Origin of the sequence: Synechococcus sp. N26 (assembly GCF_900473975.1) — a bacterium.
Lineage (GTDB): Bacteria > Cyanobacteriota > Cyanobacteriia > PCC-6307 > Cyanobiaceae > Parasynechococcus.
In genome coordinates this window covers 466,648-481,628 of the sequence record NZ_UCNM01000002.1, presented here as the reverse complement: position 1 = coordinate 481,628, position 14,981 = coordinate 466,648, and the positions used below count along the sequence as shown (strand labels likewise).

19 protein-coding genes are annotated in these 14,981 nt (G+C 62.0%); 10 read left to right on the top strand and 9 right to left on the bottom strand.

The genetic code is table 11. From position 1 onward, the window contains the following. Positions 1-20: 20 nt before the first annotated feature. Together DXY33_RS12795 and DXY33_RS12790 are read left to right on the top strand one after the other, a co-directional pair. A complete protein-coding gene (locus DXY33_RS12795) occupies positions 21-1,358 on the top strand; it encodes an ATP-binding cassette domain-containing protein (RefSeq protein ID WP_256377185.1) in 1,338 nt (445 codons plus the stop codon). Beyond that, positions 1,312-1,764, top strand: coding sequence for an ATP-binding cassette domain-containing protein (locus DXY33_RS12790; protein WP_256377184.1), 453 nt, complete (start codon positions 1,312-1,314; stop codon positions 1,762-1,764). The genes DXY33_RS12795 and DXY33_RS12790 overlap by 47 nt, the downstream gene beginning before the upstream one ends. On the opposite strand, the gene folK is transcribed toward DXY33_RS12790, so the two are convergent. Beyond that, on the bottom strand, positions 1,706-2,191 hold the full coding sequence (gene folK / locus DXY33_RS02390; protein ID WP_115131575.1) for a 2-amino-4-hydroxy-6-hydroxymethyldihydropteridine diphosphokinase: 486 nt from the start codon (positions 2,189-2,191) through the stop codon (positions 1,706-1,708). The genes DXY33_RS12790 and folK overlap by 59 nt on opposite strands. 38 nt (positions 2,192-2,229) lie before the next feature. Here folK and DXY33_RS02385 point away from each other — a divergent pair, with 38 nt between their 5' ends. Next, positions 2,230-4,335, top strand: coding sequence for a putative cobaltochelatase (locus DXY33_RS02385; protein WP_115131574.1), 2,106 nt, complete (start codon positions 2,230-2,232; stop codon positions 4,333-4,335). 48 nt (positions 4,336-4,383) lie between these two features. Here DXY33_RS02385 and DXY33_RS02380 read toward each other — a convergent pair whose 3' ends face one another. Together DXY33_RS02380 and DXY33_RS02375 are read right to left on the bottom strand one after the other, a co-directional pair. Further along, a complete protein-coding gene (locus DXY33_RS02380) occupies positions 4,384-5,244 on the bottom strand; it encodes an MlaD family protein (protein WP_115131573.1) in 861 nt (286 codons plus the stop codon). A gap of 5 nt (positions 5,245-5,249) precedes the next feature. Next, the gene (locus tag DXY33_RS02375) at positions 5,250-6,008 is read right to left on the bottom strand and encodes an ABC transporter ATP-binding protein (RefSeq protein WP_170950916.1); all 759 of its coding nucleotides are present in this window, start codon (positions 6,006-6,008) and stop codon (positions 5,250-5,252) included. Between the two features lie 149 nt (positions 6,009-6,157). On the opposite strand from DXY33_RS02375, the gene yvcK reads away from it, so the two are divergent. Next, a complete protein-coding gene (gene yvcK / locus DXY33_RS02370; RefSeq protein WP_115131572.1) occupies positions 6,158-7,513 on the top strand; it encodes a gluconeogenesis factor YvcK family protein in 1,356 nt (451 codons plus the stop codon). On the opposite strand, the gene DXY33_RS02365 is transcribed toward yvcK, so the two are convergent. From DXY33_RS02365 to DXY33_RS02355, 3 genes are read right to left on the bottom strand one after another with little or no spacing between them, the layout of a single operon-like run. Further along, on the bottom strand, positions 7,507-8,073 hold the full coding sequence (locus tag DXY33_RS02365) for an NAD(P)H-quinone oxidoreductase subunit J (RefSeq protein ID WP_115131571.1): 567 nt from the start codon (positions 8,071-8,073) through the stop codon (positions 7,507-7,509). The two genes, yvcK and DXY33_RS02365, sit on opposite strands and share 7 nt — an antisense overlap. Next, positions 8,070-8,810 (bottom strand): NADH dehydrogenase subunit K, encoded by a 741-nt coding sequence (locus tag DXY33_RS02360; protein ID WP_115131570.1) that lies wholly within the window; start codon positions 8,808-8,810, stop codon positions 8,070-8,072. Before DXY33_RS02360 ends, DXY33_RS02365 begins: the two co-directional genes overlap by 4 nt. Positions 8,811-8,812: 2 nt before the next feature. Continuing rightward, entirely contained in the window at positions 8,813-9,175 is a 363-nt protein-coding gene (locus DXY33_RS02355) for an NAD(P)H-quinone oxidoreductase subunit 3 (protein ID WP_038551549.1), read from the bottom strand. 83 nt (positions 9,176-9,258) lie between these two features. Between DXY33_RS02355 and DXY33_RS02350 the strand changes: the two genes are divergently transcribed. From DXY33_RS02350 to DXY33_RS02325, 6 genes are all read left to right on the top strand, one after another. Continuing rightward, positions 9,259-9,657 (top strand): rubredoxin, encoded by a 399-nt coding sequence (locus tag DXY33_RS02350; protein WP_115131569.1) that lies wholly within the window; start codon positions 9,259-9,261, stop codon positions 9,655-9,657. A gap of 9 nt (positions 9,658-9,666) precedes the next feature. Further along, positions 9,667-10,668, top strand: coding sequence for a photosynthesis system II assembly factor Ycf48 (locus DXY33_RS02345; RefSeq protein WP_115131568.1), 1,002 nt, complete (start codon positions 9,667-9,669; stop codon positions 10,666-10,668). 71 nt (positions 10,669-10,739) lie between these two features. Further along, a complete protein-coding gene (psbE, locus tag DXY33_RS02340; protein WP_006850675.1) occupies positions 10,740-10,988 on the top strand; it encodes a cytochrome b559 subunit alpha in 249 nt (82 codons plus the stop codon). A 3-nt stretch (positions 10,989-10,991) separates the two neighbouring features. Then, positions 10,992-11,132, top strand: a complete 141-nt coding sequence (gene psbF, locus DXY33_RS02335; protein WP_006851435.1) for a cytochrome b559 subunit beta — start codon at positions 10,992-10,994, stop codon at positions 11,130-11,132. 8 nt (positions 11,133-11,140) lie between these two features. Continuing rightward, positions 11,141-11,260, top strand: a complete 120-nt coding sequence (locus DXY33_RS02330; RefSeq protein ID WP_006852026.1) for a photosystem II reaction center protein L — start codon at positions 11,141-11,143, stop codon at positions 11,258-11,260. 10 nt (positions 11,261-11,270) lie between these two features. After that, positions 11,271-11,471 (top strand): photosystem II reaction center protein J, encoded by a 201-nt coding sequence (locus DXY33_RS02325; protein WP_011363231.1) that lies wholly within the window; start codon positions 11,271-11,273, stop codon positions 11,469-11,471. A gap of 100 nt (positions 11,472-11,571) precedes the next feature. Here DXY33_RS02325 and DXY33_RS02320 read toward each other — a convergent pair whose 3' ends face one another. The 3 genes from DXY33_RS02320 to DXY33_RS02310 are packed head-to-tail and all read right to left on the bottom strand — an operon-like array spanning position 11,572 to position 14,980. Beyond that, a complete protein-coding gene (locus tag DXY33_RS02320; RefSeq protein ID WP_115131567.1) occupies positions 11,572-12,594 on the bottom strand; it encodes an NAD-dependent epimerase in 1,023 nt (340 codons plus the stop codon). After that, on the bottom strand, positions 12,591-14,027 hold the full coding sequence (locus DXY33_RS02315; RefSeq protein WP_115131566.1) for a nucleotide sugar dehydrogenase: 1,437 nt from the start codon (positions 14,025-14,027) through the stop codon (positions 12,591-12,593). The genes DXY33_RS02320 and DXY33_RS02315 overlap by 4 nt, the downstream gene beginning before the upstream one ends. Then, the gene (locus DXY33_RS02310; protein ID WP_256377187.1) at positions 14,024-14,980 is read right to left on the bottom strand and encodes a UDP-glucuronic acid decarboxylase family protein; all 957 of its coding nucleotides are present in this window, start codon (positions 14,978-14,980) and stop codon (positions 14,024-14,026) included. Before DXY33_RS02310 ends, DXY33_RS02315 begins: the two co-directional genes overlap by 4 nt. Position 14,981: the final 1 nt, after the last annotated feature.

Sequence of the window (14,981 nt, the reverse complement as noted above, 5' to 3'; positions counted from 1 at the left end):
GGCGGGTAAACCCAGCCCCCGTGTCGTCTGCCTTGACCGAAACAGGCCCGCAACCACTGCCCCGTCGGCGCCAGGTCCAGCTGCTCAAGGCCCTGGCCCTCGAGGCGGGATGGCGCCATCTGGCTCTGCTGAGTGGCCTGAGCACCCTCAACAGCTTGCTCGATATCGCCGGCCTCGGCCTGGCGGTAACGCTGCTGCTGGGATCAGGCTCCAGCACGGACGCCGCACCACTGATCGGCGGCCTTCCCATTGCCGCCAGCCTCGGGCTGCTGGTCGGCCTCATCCTGCTGCGGGGTCTGATCCAGGCCCAGGTCGACATCAACCGGGAACGGCTGCGCTCCGGCTTCACCGATCGACTTCGGCAACAGCTGCTGCATGAAGTGTTCGAGGCTTCATCAGCCCAACTCGACCGGCTGGGACGCGGTGAGCTGCTCGCCCTGCTGATGGCCGACATCAACCGCACGGCACTGAGCCTGGATCAGGCGGTGCGCATGGGGCAGTCGCTTCTGGCGATGACGATCTATCTCGCCAGCGTGCTGCTGGTGGGCCAGGCCACCGCCTGGCCGCTGTTGCTGGCACTGTTGGCCACCACTGCAGCGGCGTTGCTGCAGCGCTCCGGCAGTTGGGGACTGGGGCGGATCCAGAGCCGCCTCAATGCCGCCTTGCAACGCACCGTCGGCGATGGGCTGCATGGCCTCAAGGCCCTGCGCGCAGCAACGGCGGAGGCCTGGCTGCTGCAGCGCTTCGCCAGGGAAACCGCCGAAGGACGCTGGCTGCTGCGGGAACGGGTGCGCCGCCGGGCCAGCTTCAACGCCTGGCGCGACACCCTGGTGGTGGCCGTCGCCGGTCTCTGGATGCTGCTCCAGGGCGAAACCCTGACAGCCGAAGTCCTCACGACCACCCTGGTGCTGGCCTACCGGGCCAGCGCATCCCTGAGCACGGTGGTGCAAGCTCGCCGGCTCTGCCTGGGGAACCTGCCGGGCTATGAAGCACTGCGGCAACGGCGCGGTCAACTGATCCCCCGCCAAGGCGAAGCCAGCGACCTCACCATCACTGACGACACGCTGTCGAGGCTCAGCCGTCAACGCTGGCATCAGTTGCAGTGGAGCCGTCGTGATGACGAAACACAAAGCCTGGATTCCCTCTGCCTGCGCGCCAACGGACTGGTCGCGATCACCGGACCCTCCGGCAGCGGCAAGACCACCCTGCTCGATCGGATCTGCGGGTTGCTCCGCGAAGAAGACAGCCATTGGCAGCTGAGCTGCGATGGGGGGGGCCTGGTCGCTGAGCGGGCTGGCCGGCGCTCGGCAGATGCACCAGCTGATCGCCTACGCGCCCCAGAACGCCGTGCTGTTTGAGGCCAGCCTGCGCGAGAACCTGCTTCTAGGGGCTGAATGCCCACAGCAAGACATCGCAGCCTGGCTGCAGCGGCTGGGCCTGGCCCACCTGCTGGAGCGACCCGACGGTCTGGATGCAGCGCTGGCCCTGGCGCAGGATCCGTTTTCAGGCGGCGAGATTCACCGGCTCGGCCTGCTTCGCGCCTGGCTGCGCGACAAGCCGATGGAGGTGCTCGATGAGCCCACCGCTTTCCTCGATGCCAAGGCCGCTGAGCAGGTTCGTTCGGTGATTCGCGAACGTGCCGAGCAACGGCTGATGCTGATCAGCAGTCATGACCCGGAGCTCCTGGCCCAGGCCGATCAGGTGATCACGGTGCAGCCGAGCCCTGCATCGCTTCCAGCAACGGCGCCAGCACGAAACGCCTGAGATGCAGGCGTGGATGCGGGAGCTGTAGGCGCGGGTGCTCCATCCGCAGCTCACCCCAAAACAGCAGATCCAGATCGAGGCTGCGCGGCCCCCAGAGCTGTTCCCGCGATCGGTCGCGGCCGAACTGCTGTTCCAACCGCTGGAGCTCATCCAGCAATTGCAGTGCGGAGGCCTCGCTTGGCGAGGCTCGCAGCCCCTCCACCAGCATCACGGCATTGCAGTAGCGGGGCTGGTCCGGGGGGCCACCTACGGGGGCGGTGTCGTGCAGGGATGACCAGCGGCAAACCAGCTCCTGATCGGACCAGACCCTGAGCAGATCCTCCAGCAAAGGCCGCACCGCCACCAACGTCTCGCGCGGCGATCCCGCCGCACTGGGCCGGTTCGCCCCCAGCGCCACCGCAACAGAAGCGTCATCGATGGAGGGCATCAGCGAGACTGGCGCGCACGAACGGGCTAAACGCGTCCATGGTGGCAACCGGAGTAGCGGTGAAGGACGACCAGGCCACCCGCGCCTTTCCGCTGGCAGCGATCACGGGCCATGGCACGTTGAAGCTGGCCCTCCTGCTGGCGGCTGTGGATCCTGGGTTGGGCGGTGTGGTGATCGCGGGGGGACGCGGCACCGGCAAATCAGTTTTGGCTCGGGGGCTGCATGCCCTGCTGCCCCCGATCGACATCCTCGATGCCGAAGGGGGTGTCGGCCGCAACCTCGATCCCCAGAACCCAGAGGAATGGGACGACACCACCCGTGAGCGATTCACAGGCGAAGCACCGTCCACGGTCATTCCCGCCCCCTTCGTGCAGATCCCCCTTGGCATCACCGAAGACCGTTTGGTGGGAGCTGTGGACGTGGCCGCTTCACTCTCCAGTGGCAGTGCAGTTTTTCAGCCGGGACTGCTGGCGGATGCCCATCGCGGCGTGCTCTACGTCGATGAGCTCAATCTTCTTGACGACGGCATAGTCAACCTGATGCTGGCGGCGGTGGGCAGCGGCGAAAACCGAGTCGAACGGGAAGGTCTCAGCCTCAGCCACCCCTGCCGGCCGCTGCTAATCGCCACGTACAACCCTGAGGAGGGCAACGTCCGCGATCACCTGCTGGATCGTTTCGCCATCGCGCTCTCCGCCAACCAGCTCGTTAGCACCGAGCAGCGGGTGGAGATCACCAACGCAGTGATCAGCCATGGGCAGTGCAGCCGCAGCTTTGCCGAAAAGTGGAGCGAAGAAACCGACGCCCTGGCCACCCAGCTGCTGCTGGCCCGCCAATGGTTGCCGGATGTTCAGATCAGCGGCGAACAGATCGAGTACCTGGTGACTGAGGCCATCCGAGGAGGCGTCGAAGGGCACCGCTCCGAGCTCTACGCCGTGCGGGTGGCCAAGGCCCATGCCGCCCTCAGCGGCCGGGACCAGGTGGAAGCCGACGACCTCCAGGTGGCCGTCGCCTTGGTGATCGCGCCGCGGGCATCGCAGATGCCACCACCGGACCAACAGATGGAACCACCGCCACCGGAGGATCAGGAACCGCCACCGCCGCCCCAGGACCAGGGCGACCAGGAGCAGGAGAATCCGCCGCCGCCGGAGGGATCCAGCGAAGAGGAGAACGACCCTCCGGAAGACAACAATGACGACGACAACTCCGACGACGATGAGGGCGACGGTGAGGAAGATCAGGCCCCACCAGCGGTGCCCGAGGAGTTCATGCTCGATCCCGAAGCGATCGAGGTGGACCCTGATCTGCTGCTGTTCAATGCCGCGAAGGCGAAAAGCGGCAACAGCGGCAGCCGTTCAGTTGTGCTGAGCGACAGCCGTGGTCGCTACGTGAAACCGATGCTTCCCCGCGGACCGGTTCGCCGCATCGCCGTCGACGCCACCCTGAGAGCAGCGGCGCCTTATCAGAAGATTCGCCGCGAACGGGAACCGGGCCGCTCCGTGATCGTGGAAGAGGGCGATCTGCGGGCCAAGCTGCTGCAGCGCAAAGCCGGTGCCCTGGTGGTGTTCCTTGTGGATGCCAGCGGCTCGATGGCCCTGAACCGGATGCAGAGCGCCAAGGGCGCCGTGATCCGCCTGCTCACCGAGGCCTACGAAAACCGCGATGAAGTGGCTCTGATCCCCTTCCGAGGTGATCAAGCCGAAGTGCTGCTCCCTCCCACCCGCTCGATCACGGCGGCGCGCCGCCGCCTGGAATCGATGCCCTGCGGCGGCGGTTCACCCCTGGCCCATGGCCTCACGCAAGCGGCCCGCGTTGGTGCCAATGCGCTGGCCACGGGGGATCTCGGCCAGGTTGTGGTGGTGGCCATCACTGACGGACGCGGCAACGTGCCCCTGAGCACCTCTCTCGGTCAACCCGAACTGGAAGGCGAAGAGAAACCCGACCTCAAGCAAGAGGTGCTGGACGTCGCCGCCCGCTACCGGATGCTCGGGATCAAGCTGCTGGTGATCGACACCGAGCGCAAGTTCATCGGCAGCGGCATGGGCAAGGACCTCGCCGAAGCCGCAGGCGGCAAATACGTACAGCTGCCCAAGGCCAGCGATCAAGCGATCGCAGCGGTTGCAATGGACGCCATCAGCAACATATAGGCGGCACGATCGGCTCGAAATCGTGCCAACACCGACCCGATCTCGAGCCTATCGAGCGGTATGTGCCGGATAAATTTCGCCGAACAATTCACCCAAGCCGATGGTGAGATTACGTACGCCCTTCATGAACTCAGGATCACCTGTGAGCCGAGCCACATCACTGCCCACAGCATTGATCTTGGCGGAGAGCTCCGCGGCATTGGCGACCGTTTGCTGGAGCCCACTCAGCGTCTGGGGATTGTCGAGGGAGGCCACGATGTTGTTCATGTGAGCCGTCGCCGTCTCCAGATTGCGAATCACAGGAGCGGCCTTTGCAAGATCGTCCTGCAGTTGCAGCGTCAGAGCCTCGAATTTCTTCGTGGTGGCATTAATCAGCTCAAGGGAGGCAGCCATATTGGGGATCACCCTTTCTTCCTGCACCTGGGCCAGCAGCTCCTGCATGGTTGCAGTCACGGTGGAAAGGCTGGGGACCTCTTGCCCCACAACGGTTCCACCGCTGCAGAGTTGTCGCGTTGGCTGACAGCCAGGCGCTTGAGGGAGGGGTGCATCCTGCGGAAGCGGGGTTCCGCTGCTGAGCAGTGCCACCTGCGCATCCCCACCCAGCAGAGAACCAGCCCCCACCGTGGCGGTCACAGGCAGAGACAAGCGCAGGTCTCCCTTGTTGATCTCAAGCTCAGCCACCACCGCCTCAGGTGTGACCGCAATCGAGCGCACGGAACCCACCGTTATTACCCGATAGGTGACAGGTGAACGCTCCGCCAGTCCTGCCGCATCATTGAAACGAGCGGTCACCGTCCAGTAGCTGGCCCCCAAACGAACGCCTCGCAACCACAGGGTGGTTGAAGCAAATCCGACAATGCCACCGACCACTGTGAATCCGACGATGGCATCACGAACGCTGCGTCGCATGGTGATCAGTGCTCCGCCGGTTGCATTGGTCCGCGCAGGCTACCCGTCCTGAACTGGACGACATAGGGATTTTCTGTGGTGCGAAACTCCTCCACCGACCCTTCCCACCGGAACTGTCCGTCGTAAAGCATCAACACCCGTTCCGCAGATCGTTCGATCGTGCTGCGCACGTGGCTCACCACCACTGAACATCCATGAGCCACGGTGGTGGTTTTGACAATCAAGTCCTCGATCCGCGTGCACGCCACGGGGTCAAGCCCAGCGGTGGGCTCGTCGTACAACAGCAAGGGCATCGATTGATCCCCCCTCTGAGGATCATCAATCAGGGCACGGGCAAAGCTCACCCGCTTCTGCATCCCTCCACTCAACTCACCGGCATAGAGGTGAGCCACGTCATAGAGCCCCACCGCCTCCAGGCAGGCATGCACACGATCGCGAATCTCTTGCCGCGACAGCTGTGCCCGTTCCCGCAGCAGAAAGCCAACGTTCTCCTCAACTGTGAGCGATGCCAACAGAGCGGGGTTTTGAAACACCAGCCGCACGTCCGGTGGATCGGTCTGGTCCAGTCGCAGGTAGGTCTGGGCTTTGTTGAACAAGCGCAGCTCACCACTGGTGGGCAACTGCAAACCGGCAAGCAGGCGCAACACCGTTGACTTGCCAGCCCCCGATGGGCCCACCACGGCCAAGCGCTCCCCTGCATGCAGGGTCAGGTTGACCCGATCCAGAACAGGCCGAGGACCCCACTGCTTCGTGAGGTCCCGCATCTCCACGACGGTTTGAAGCTGCGGCACGGTCTGGGCCGAAATACAGAGACATCCTGCCGCCTTTCCACAAGCTCCGTACAGTTCGGTGAACCTGCGAATCAAGCCGTTCCTTGGCGCTGAAGCCCCCAACAAGCAGACGCCAAGCCCGGATGATGCGCGATCAGCGGCGACGGGATCTGATGACCCGATCCCAACGGGCCGTGCGCTGGTTGCAACCTGGCCTGGTCGTCAAACGCTGGCTGCTCACCTCCGGCCTGGGTCTATTGATGGCGCTGCTGGGGGCCGCCGTCTGGGCCGACCTGAAGCCGATCTACTGGATTCTGGAAACACTGAGCTGGCTGCTGAGCAGCCTCACCACCGTGTTACCCCGGGAGATCACTGGCCCGCTGGTGGTGCTCATCGGCAGCGGTCTTTTGCTCTGGGGGCAAAGCCGCAGCTTCGGCTCAATTCAACAGGCTCTCGCTCCCGACAAAGACACCGTGCTGGTGGATGCCCTGCGGGCCAAAAGCCGCTTGAACAGGGGTCCCAACATCGTGGCCATCGGCGGAGGGACAGGCCTATCAACCTTGCTGAGCGGCCTGAAGCGTTACAGCAGCCACATCACCGCCATCGTCACCGTCGCTGACGACGGCGGCAGCAGCGGGGTGCTCCGCCGGGAACTGGGGGTGCTTCCCCCGGGCGACATCCGCAACTGCTTAGCCGCCCTGTCCACCGAAGAGCCACTGCTCACACGCCTGTTCCAATACCGCTTTGCCGCCGGGAGCGGTTTGGAGGGGCACAGCTTCGGCAATCTATTTCTCTCTGCCCTCTCAGCGATCACGGGCAATCTGGAAACAGCCATCACCGCATCAAGTCGTGTGCTGGCCGTACAAGGTCAGGTGGTGCCCGCCACCAACGTGGATGTACGGCTCTGGGCCGAACTTGAAAACGGCCAACGGATCGAAGGCGAAAGCAACATCGGCCACGCCCCCAGCCCCATTGTTCGCCTGGGCTGCAGTCCTGAACGACCGCCGGCCCTGCCACGGGCACTCGAAGCGATCGCCAATGCCGACCTGATCGTGCTCGGACCGGGCAGCCTTTACACATCCCTGCTCCCCAATCTGCTAGTGCCGGAATTGGTGGGCGCCATCAAACGCAGCAAGGCCCCTAGGCTCTACATCTGCAACCTGATGACGCAACCCGGGGAGACCGATGGCCTGGATGTGCGCGGTCACATCCGGGCCATCGAGGCACAGCTCGCTACCCTCGGCATTGAGCCCAGACTGTTCAATGCCGTCCTGGCCCAGGACGACCTGCCCGATTCAGACCTGGTGCGGTACTACCAAAGCCGCGGCGCTGATCCGGTGCGTTGCGATGCGGAAGGACTCCGCTCAGATGGCTACGACGTCACTCAAGCACCACTGCAGGGGGTGAGGCCAACAAAAACGCTGCGCCACGACTCGCGCAGCCTTGCCCTTGCGGTGATGCGCTTTTACCGAACCCATCGACGAGAACGCGATCAATAGGCGTCCTGCATTTCATAGAAATCAGGCTGGACGTAGTCCTTACGCAACGGCCATCCTTTCCAGTCCTCTGGCATCAACAAGCGTTTGGGATGCGGGTGCCCCTCAAATTGGATGCCGTACATGTCGAAGGTTTCGCGCTCCTGCCAATCGGCGCCACGGAACAGTCCATAGATCGACGGCAGCGAGGGGGTGCCTTCACGATCGAGGAAGACCTTGATCCTCACTTCCCGCAGCTTGGCTGAGGGATCGGCCGCCATGGCTTCCACCTGTTCCGCCATCGCCAGGAAGTGATAGAAGCAGACCAGCTGCTCACCGGGGCCTTCGTCGTAGCCCCCTTGGCACTGGAGATAGTCGAAACCGTTGCTCTTGAGCGCCGCAGAGATCATCGGGAGAACCGCAGCGTCAACGCCGATCTGTTCAACACCGAGATGATCAGGCTCGAGGCTGTTGTGGTCAAAGCCCTGCTTGTTCAGCCATTGGCTCACCGGACCAGGCTCGGGAGCAACAACCGCACCCGCGTCATCCGAGGCGGCTGTCTTCTTGGAAGGGGTTTCGCTCATGACTCGACAGGTTCAGCAGCAGGGGTGAGCACGGCGGCATCGGTGGCCAAAGTCTGACCGGCCGGCGCTGCAGCCAGGGCAGCTTTCTGAGATTCAGCCCGAAGGTAAGAACCTGTCACGACAGGTTCAACGCGCTTCATCTGATGGGAGACCGTCATGTAGCGATGGGTCTGCTGGTGCTTGCGCCGCTCCGCCAGCGACTCATCGCCGACTTTCTTGCGCAGTTTGATCACGGCATCAAAGATCGCTTCGGGGCGGGGCGGACAGCCCGGCAGGTAGAGATCCACCGGGATCAATTTGTCGACGCCGCGCACTGCAGTCGTGGAATCAGCGCTGAACATGCCGCCTGTGATGGTGCATGCACCCATGGCGATCACGTATTTCGGCTCGGGCATCTGCTCATAAAGCCGCACAAGGGCGGGTGCCATCTTCATGGTCACGGTGCCCGCCACAATCAGAAGGTCGGCCTGACGCGGCGAGCTGCGGGGAACAAGACCGAAACGGTCGAAATCGAAGCGGGACCCAAGAAGAGCAGCAAATTCAATGAAGCAGCAGGCCGTTCCATAGAGAAGAGGCCAGAGACTGCTCAACCGAGCCCAGTTGTGCAGGTCATCCAGACTGGTGAGGATGACGTTCTCGCTGAGATCATTGGTGACCGTTGGGGCACCAATCGGACCGCAGCTGGCTTCGCGCAGATCGCGAACAGCAGCAATGGAGGGGGATGTGTTCTCAGACATAACTAGCTCCACTCAAGGGCGCCTTTGCGCCAGGCGTAGGCCAATGCCACCAGCAAGATGGCGATGAAGATAAGGGCCTCAATGAAGGCCAGCAAGCCGAGACGGTTGAACGCCACAGCCCAGGGATAAAGGAACACGGTCTCGACATCGAAGATGACGAAGACCAGCGCAAACATGTAGTAGCGGATATTGAATTGAATCCAGGCCCCGCCAATGGGCTCCATACCGGATTCATAGGTGAGCTGGCGCTCGCCGGCACGGCTTTTCGGCGCCACCAATTTGTTGGTGATCAGCGCCAAGGCAGGCACTGCAGCAGCAATCAGCAGAAACCCCAGAAAGGCGTCGTAGCCGGGCAGGGCAAACATGGAGGTCCCCGTAGACCGAGCCAGTCTGGCATTCACCGCCTGGAGTTGTCGTCGATAGAGTCGATCGGCCCAGCAACACAGCGGTGAGCGACGAACAACAGTCCGTCCAGCCGGTCGAAACCACCGAAGCGGTGGAACCAGCGGTTGAGACCGCTCCGGAGAGCGACCCACGGACCCACCGTTTCGAATGTCGCAGCTGCGGCTACGTCTATGACCCCGACGAAGGGGTCAAGAAGGTTGGGATCGAACCCGGCACGGCCTTCGAGGATCTCGACGCAATGGCCTTCCGCTGCCCGGTCTGCCGCAGCAAGGTGGCCGCCTTCCGCGACATCGGTCCGCGCGCCAAGGCCAGCGGTTTCGAGGAGAACCTCGATTTCGGCCTTGGGGTGAACCGGATGACCCCCGGGCAGAAGAATGTTCTGATTTTCGGCAGCCTTGCCCTCGGCTTCGCCTTTTTCCTGTCCCTTTATTCCCTGCGCTGAAGCCCACCCATGAAACGCCTGTTGAACACTGTCAGCCAGCTTCTGCTGGTGCTTGTGCTGGGGGTGAGCCTCAGCGGCTGCGTCACCACTCACGTGCCCACGGCCAGCACGAGTCCGTGGCAGGCCATGGATCTCGACACCCAGGCCAACCCGCTGGATGTTGCCTTCACCGACAGCCGCCACGGCTACCTGGTGGGCAGCAACCGGATGATCCGGGAAACCAACGACGGGGGTGCCCATTGGAATGAGCGCAGCCTTGATCTGCCCGATGAAGAGAACTTCCGTCTGATCAGCATCGACTTCAATGGCGATGAAGGCTGGATCGCCGGTCAACCCGGGCTACTGATGCACAGCGACGACGGCGGCCAGAACTGGACCCGCCTGTTCCTCGACACCAAATTGCCCGGCGAGCCCTACCTGATCACAGCGTTGGGCAGCCATTCCGCAGAGCTCGCCACCAACGTGGGCGCGGTTTACGAGACCCATAACGACGGCAGCAGCTGGGAAGCCAAGGTGACTGATGCGGCGGGTGCGGTGCGGGATCTGCGTCGCAGCAAGGACGGCAGCTACGTGAGCGTGAGTGGCCTCGGCAACTTCTACGCCACATGGGAACCGGGTGATTCCGTCTGGCAGGTGCACCAACGCGTTAGCAGCCAGCGGCTGCAAAGCATCGGCTTCCAACCTGACGGCAATCTCTGGATGGTGGCCCGCGGCGCACAAATCCGCCTTAACGATGAGCCATGCAACTTCGACAGCTGGAGCAAAGCCATCATCCCGATCACCAACGGCTACGGCTACATGGATCTGGCCTGGGATGACGACGGCGCCATCTGGGCCGGCGGTGGCAACGGCACCCTGCTGGTGAGCCGGGACGGCGGTGACAGCTGGGAGAACGACCCCGTCGGGGACCGTCAACCCAGCAACTTCACCCGCATGGTCTTCGACGGAGAGCACGCCTTTGTGCTGGGTGAGCGGGGCAACCTGCTGCGTTGGGTGGGCAACGCTGTGTAACTGCGGCAACGCCTCAGCCTCAGCTCACCTGAGCCACCTCCTAAGATCATCTTCCTGACACGCCCAACGCCATGGCCGCCGGCTCAACAGGAGAACGCCCGTTCTTCGAAATCATCACGAGCATCCGTTACTGGGTGATCCACGCCGTGACACTGCCTTCCATCTTTTTGGCAGGCTTCCTGTTCGTGTCCACCGGCCTGGCCTACGACGCCTTCGGAACACCTCGTCCCGACGCCTATTTCCAGGCTTCGGAAAGCAAAGCTCCTGTGGTGAGCCAGCGCTACGAGGGCAAATCAGAACTCGACATCCGTCTGAAATAAGCCATGACTCAAGCTCCTCCTGTCGCCACAACGCCACGCAATTACCCGATCTTCACGGTGCGTTGGCTGGCGTTGCACACCCTCGGCATCCCGACGGTGTTTTTCCTGGGCGCCCTTGCCGCGATGCAGTTCATCCGCCGCTGATCCGAACCATGGAACGCAATCCCAATCCCAACAACCTGCCGGTTGAGCTCAACCGCACCAGCCTGTATCTCGGTCTGCTGTTTGTCTTCGTGACCGGCGTGCTCATGTCCAGCTACTTCTTCAACTGAGGATTATTCGATGAGCGGAAAAAAATCTCCCTATCCCGACGGTCGAATTCCCGATCGCAATCCCGATGGCACACCGGCTGTTCCCTGGAGAAGCCGCTGGACCGAAGGCGTCCTTCCCCTCTGGCTGGTGGCCACTGCAGGTGGAATGGCCGTTCTGTTCGTTGTGGGTCTGTTCTTCTATGGCTCCTACACCGGTGTCGGTTCCGCCTGATCGGAAACCACTTACGAAATAAAAAAAGCCCACTGGTCTCTGTCCAGCGGGCTTTTTTAATGCAACAACGCTGCGACGACTGCAGCCTGACGGCAAGCGATCAGATGCCGTAAAAGGAGCGATACCAATCGGCGAAACGCTGCACGCCAGTTTCGATCGGCGTTGAAGGCTTGAAGCCCACCCACGCCTCCAGAGCTGCAGTATTGGCTGCAGTGGCCACCACATCGCCCGGCTGCATGGGCTGGAAATCCTTCATGGCTTCGCAACCCAGGGCCTCCTCCATCACCTCGATGAAGCGCAGCAAAGGCGTGGGCTGGCTGTTGCCGATGTTGAACACCCGGTGCGGTGCCGCGGCCGTGGCGGGATCAGGGGCCAGGGGGTCGAAGTCGGGGTTTGCGGTGGCTGGTTTATCGCAACAGCGCAGCACCCCCTCCACGATGTCGTCGATGTAGGTGAAGTCGCGCTGCATCTGGCCGTGGTTGAACACCCGTATCGGGTTCCCCGCCAGGATCGCTTTGGCGAACAACATCGGTGCCATGTCGGGCCGGCCCCAGGGGCCATACACGGTGAAAAAGCGCAGGCCCGTGGCCGGCAGCCCATAGAGATGGCTATAGGTGTGGGCCATCAATTCGTTGGCCTTCTTGCTGGCGGCATAGAGGCTCACTGGGTGATTCACCGGTTGGCGCTCATCGAAGGGCAGATTGCGGTTTCCGCCGTACACCGAACTGCTCGAGGCATAGACAAGGTTTTCAGTGCCGTGGTGGCGGCAACCTTCCAGCAGATGGCCAAAGCCCACAAGATTGCTCTGGATGTAAGCCGCCGGATTCTCCAGGGAGTAACGGACCCCGGCCTGAGCCGCCAAGTTGACCACCACTGTCGGCTTCTCGGCAGCAAACAACGCCATCAGGTCATCGCCGTCCTCCAAGGCCATTTCCACAAAGCGCCAAGCACCCTCCCTGGCGACCGCCTGGATCTGACGCAACCTCGCCTGCTTGAGAGACGGGTCGTAGTAATCGTTGAGATTATCGAGGCCGACAACCCGATCTCCGCGCTGCAACAGGCGGATCGACAGGGCTGCACCGATGAATCCGGCGGCACCCGTTACCAGGATGGTGCATGTCACGATGCTCCGTTGCCGATACGCCAGAGGGTCAAGCCGGCCGCACGAATCTCTTCCGGATTGACCACAGAACGTGCATCAAACACCCAAGCAGGGCATCGCATCCGCTGCGCCAGATCACGCCAGTTCAAAGCCTTGTAGTGCTCCCACTCCGTGAGAATCAACACCGCATCAGCACCAGCCACAGCCTCCTCAACGCTCCCCGCACTCCACCAGCTGCCCTGACCACTCAAGGCCTGCGCCGTTGGCCCTGTTTCTGAATCCGGTGCTATCGAGTCCAACTTAAGATCCCGAGAGATCTGAGAGGGCTCAACCTTGGGATCATGAATGGCCAACTGAGCGCCTTCTTCCAGAAGATCTGAAGCGATCCGAATCGCAGGAGCTTCACGGGTGTCGTTGGTATCGGCTTTAAATGCAAAACCGAGAATCGCCAACCGCTTCCCGGTCACCGTGCCAAACAACCGCTGCACGATCAGCCTGGCGATCCGATGCTGCTGCCAGGTGTTAAGCGCAACGACGCTCTCCCAGTAATCGGCCACCTCGGGCAAGCCGAAGTGACGGCAGAGGTACACCAGGTTGAGGATGTCTTTCTGAAAACAACTACCACCGAAACCGGGGCCTGACTGCAGAAATTTCGGTCCAATACGACTGTCGGTTCCAATCGCCCGGGCCACCTCCTGCACATCAGCCCCCGTGGACTCACAAAGTGCGGCGACTGAATTGATCGAGCTGATCCTCTGGGCCAGAAATGCATTGGCAGTGAGCTTGGAGAGCTCACTGCTCCACAAATTGGTGCGGAGAATCTTGTCCTTCGCCACCCACTGCCCGTAGATGCCGGCGAGGGCATCGATCGATGCATCGTCCTCCCCACCGATCAACACACGGTCTGGATTCTCCAGATCAGAAATCGCGGTGCCTTCAGCCAGAAATTCCGGATTGGAGAGCACCGCAAAGGTTCGGGGCTCTTCACCATTCTCAACGGGCTCTTGAGCTGCCTCGAGAATGGTGCGGATTGCTTCGGCCGTGCGCACCGGCAACGTGCTTTTTTCCACCACGATGGTGTGACCACTGGAGGCCTTGGCCACCTGACGGGCACAGGCCTCGACCCAACGCAGATCACTGGCCTGACCGGCACCAAGACCCTTCACCTTGGTGGGCGTGTTCACCGAAATGAACACCATGTCGGCGGCAGCAATCGCACCATCCACATCGGTCGAGAAGTGGAGGTTGCGGCCCCGCGCTCGAGCCACCACTGCATCCAACCCGGGCTCGTAAACAGGCAACCGGCTCAGGTCTGCATCATTCCAAGCCGCAATGCGGTGATCATTCAGATCAACAACCGTGACCTGAACGTCAGGACAGCGGTCGGCAATTACCGCCATGGTCGGACCGCCAACGTAGCCGGCACCCATGCAACAGATGCGTTGAACGGTCATGCCCGGACTCCCTGAGTTTGCGTGGCCTGCTGGTCGAGGACCTTACGGAACCATTCGATCGTGGGAATCAGACCGTTTTCCAATGAAACGGTCGGGCTCCAACTGAGTTCCCGCTGCGCTAGATCAATCACAGGCTGTCGCTGCAGCGGATCATCTGCGGGCAGAGGTTTCTCGATCAGCGGAAGGTCCGGATTGATGCGCGCACGGACAAGCTCGGCCAGCTGCCGAATTGTGAATTCACCGGGGTTGCCGATGTTCATCGGACCGGTGTGAGACCCATCCATCAAGCGAATCATTCCCTCCACAAGGTCATCCACAAAGCAGAAGGAACGGGTCTGCGAACCATCGCCGTACAAGGTCAGCGGCTCTCCCTTGAGCGCCTGAACAATGAAGTTGCTGACCACACGGCCATCATCAGGAAGCATCCGAGGGCCGTAAGTGTTGAAAATCCGCATTACCCGGACTTCCACGTCGTGCATCCGCTGGTAGTCAAAACACAGTGTTTCAGCGATGCGCTTGCCCTCGTCATAACAACTGCGGATTCCGATAGTGTTCACGCAACCGCGGTAGCTCTCCGGCTGTGGATGCACCTCCGGATCGCCATACACCTCGCTCGTACTGGCCAGGAGCAGCCGAGCACCCACACGGCGTGCCAGCCCCAACATGTTGTAAGTGCCGAGAAAGCTGGTCTTGGCAGTTTTGATCGGATTGAACTGGTAATGAACGGGCGATGCCGGGCATGCCAGGTGCCAAATGCGATCACATTCCAAACGGATCGGATCGGTAACGTCGTGCCGGATCAGTTCAAACCTGGGATGACCGATCCACTGGCTGATGTTGCTTTTGCGGCCAGTGAAATAGTTGTCAAGGCAAATCACTTCCTGCCTGGCCTGCATCAGGCGATCAACCAGATGTGAGCCGACAAAGCCAGCCCCTCCAGTCACCAGGTTGATC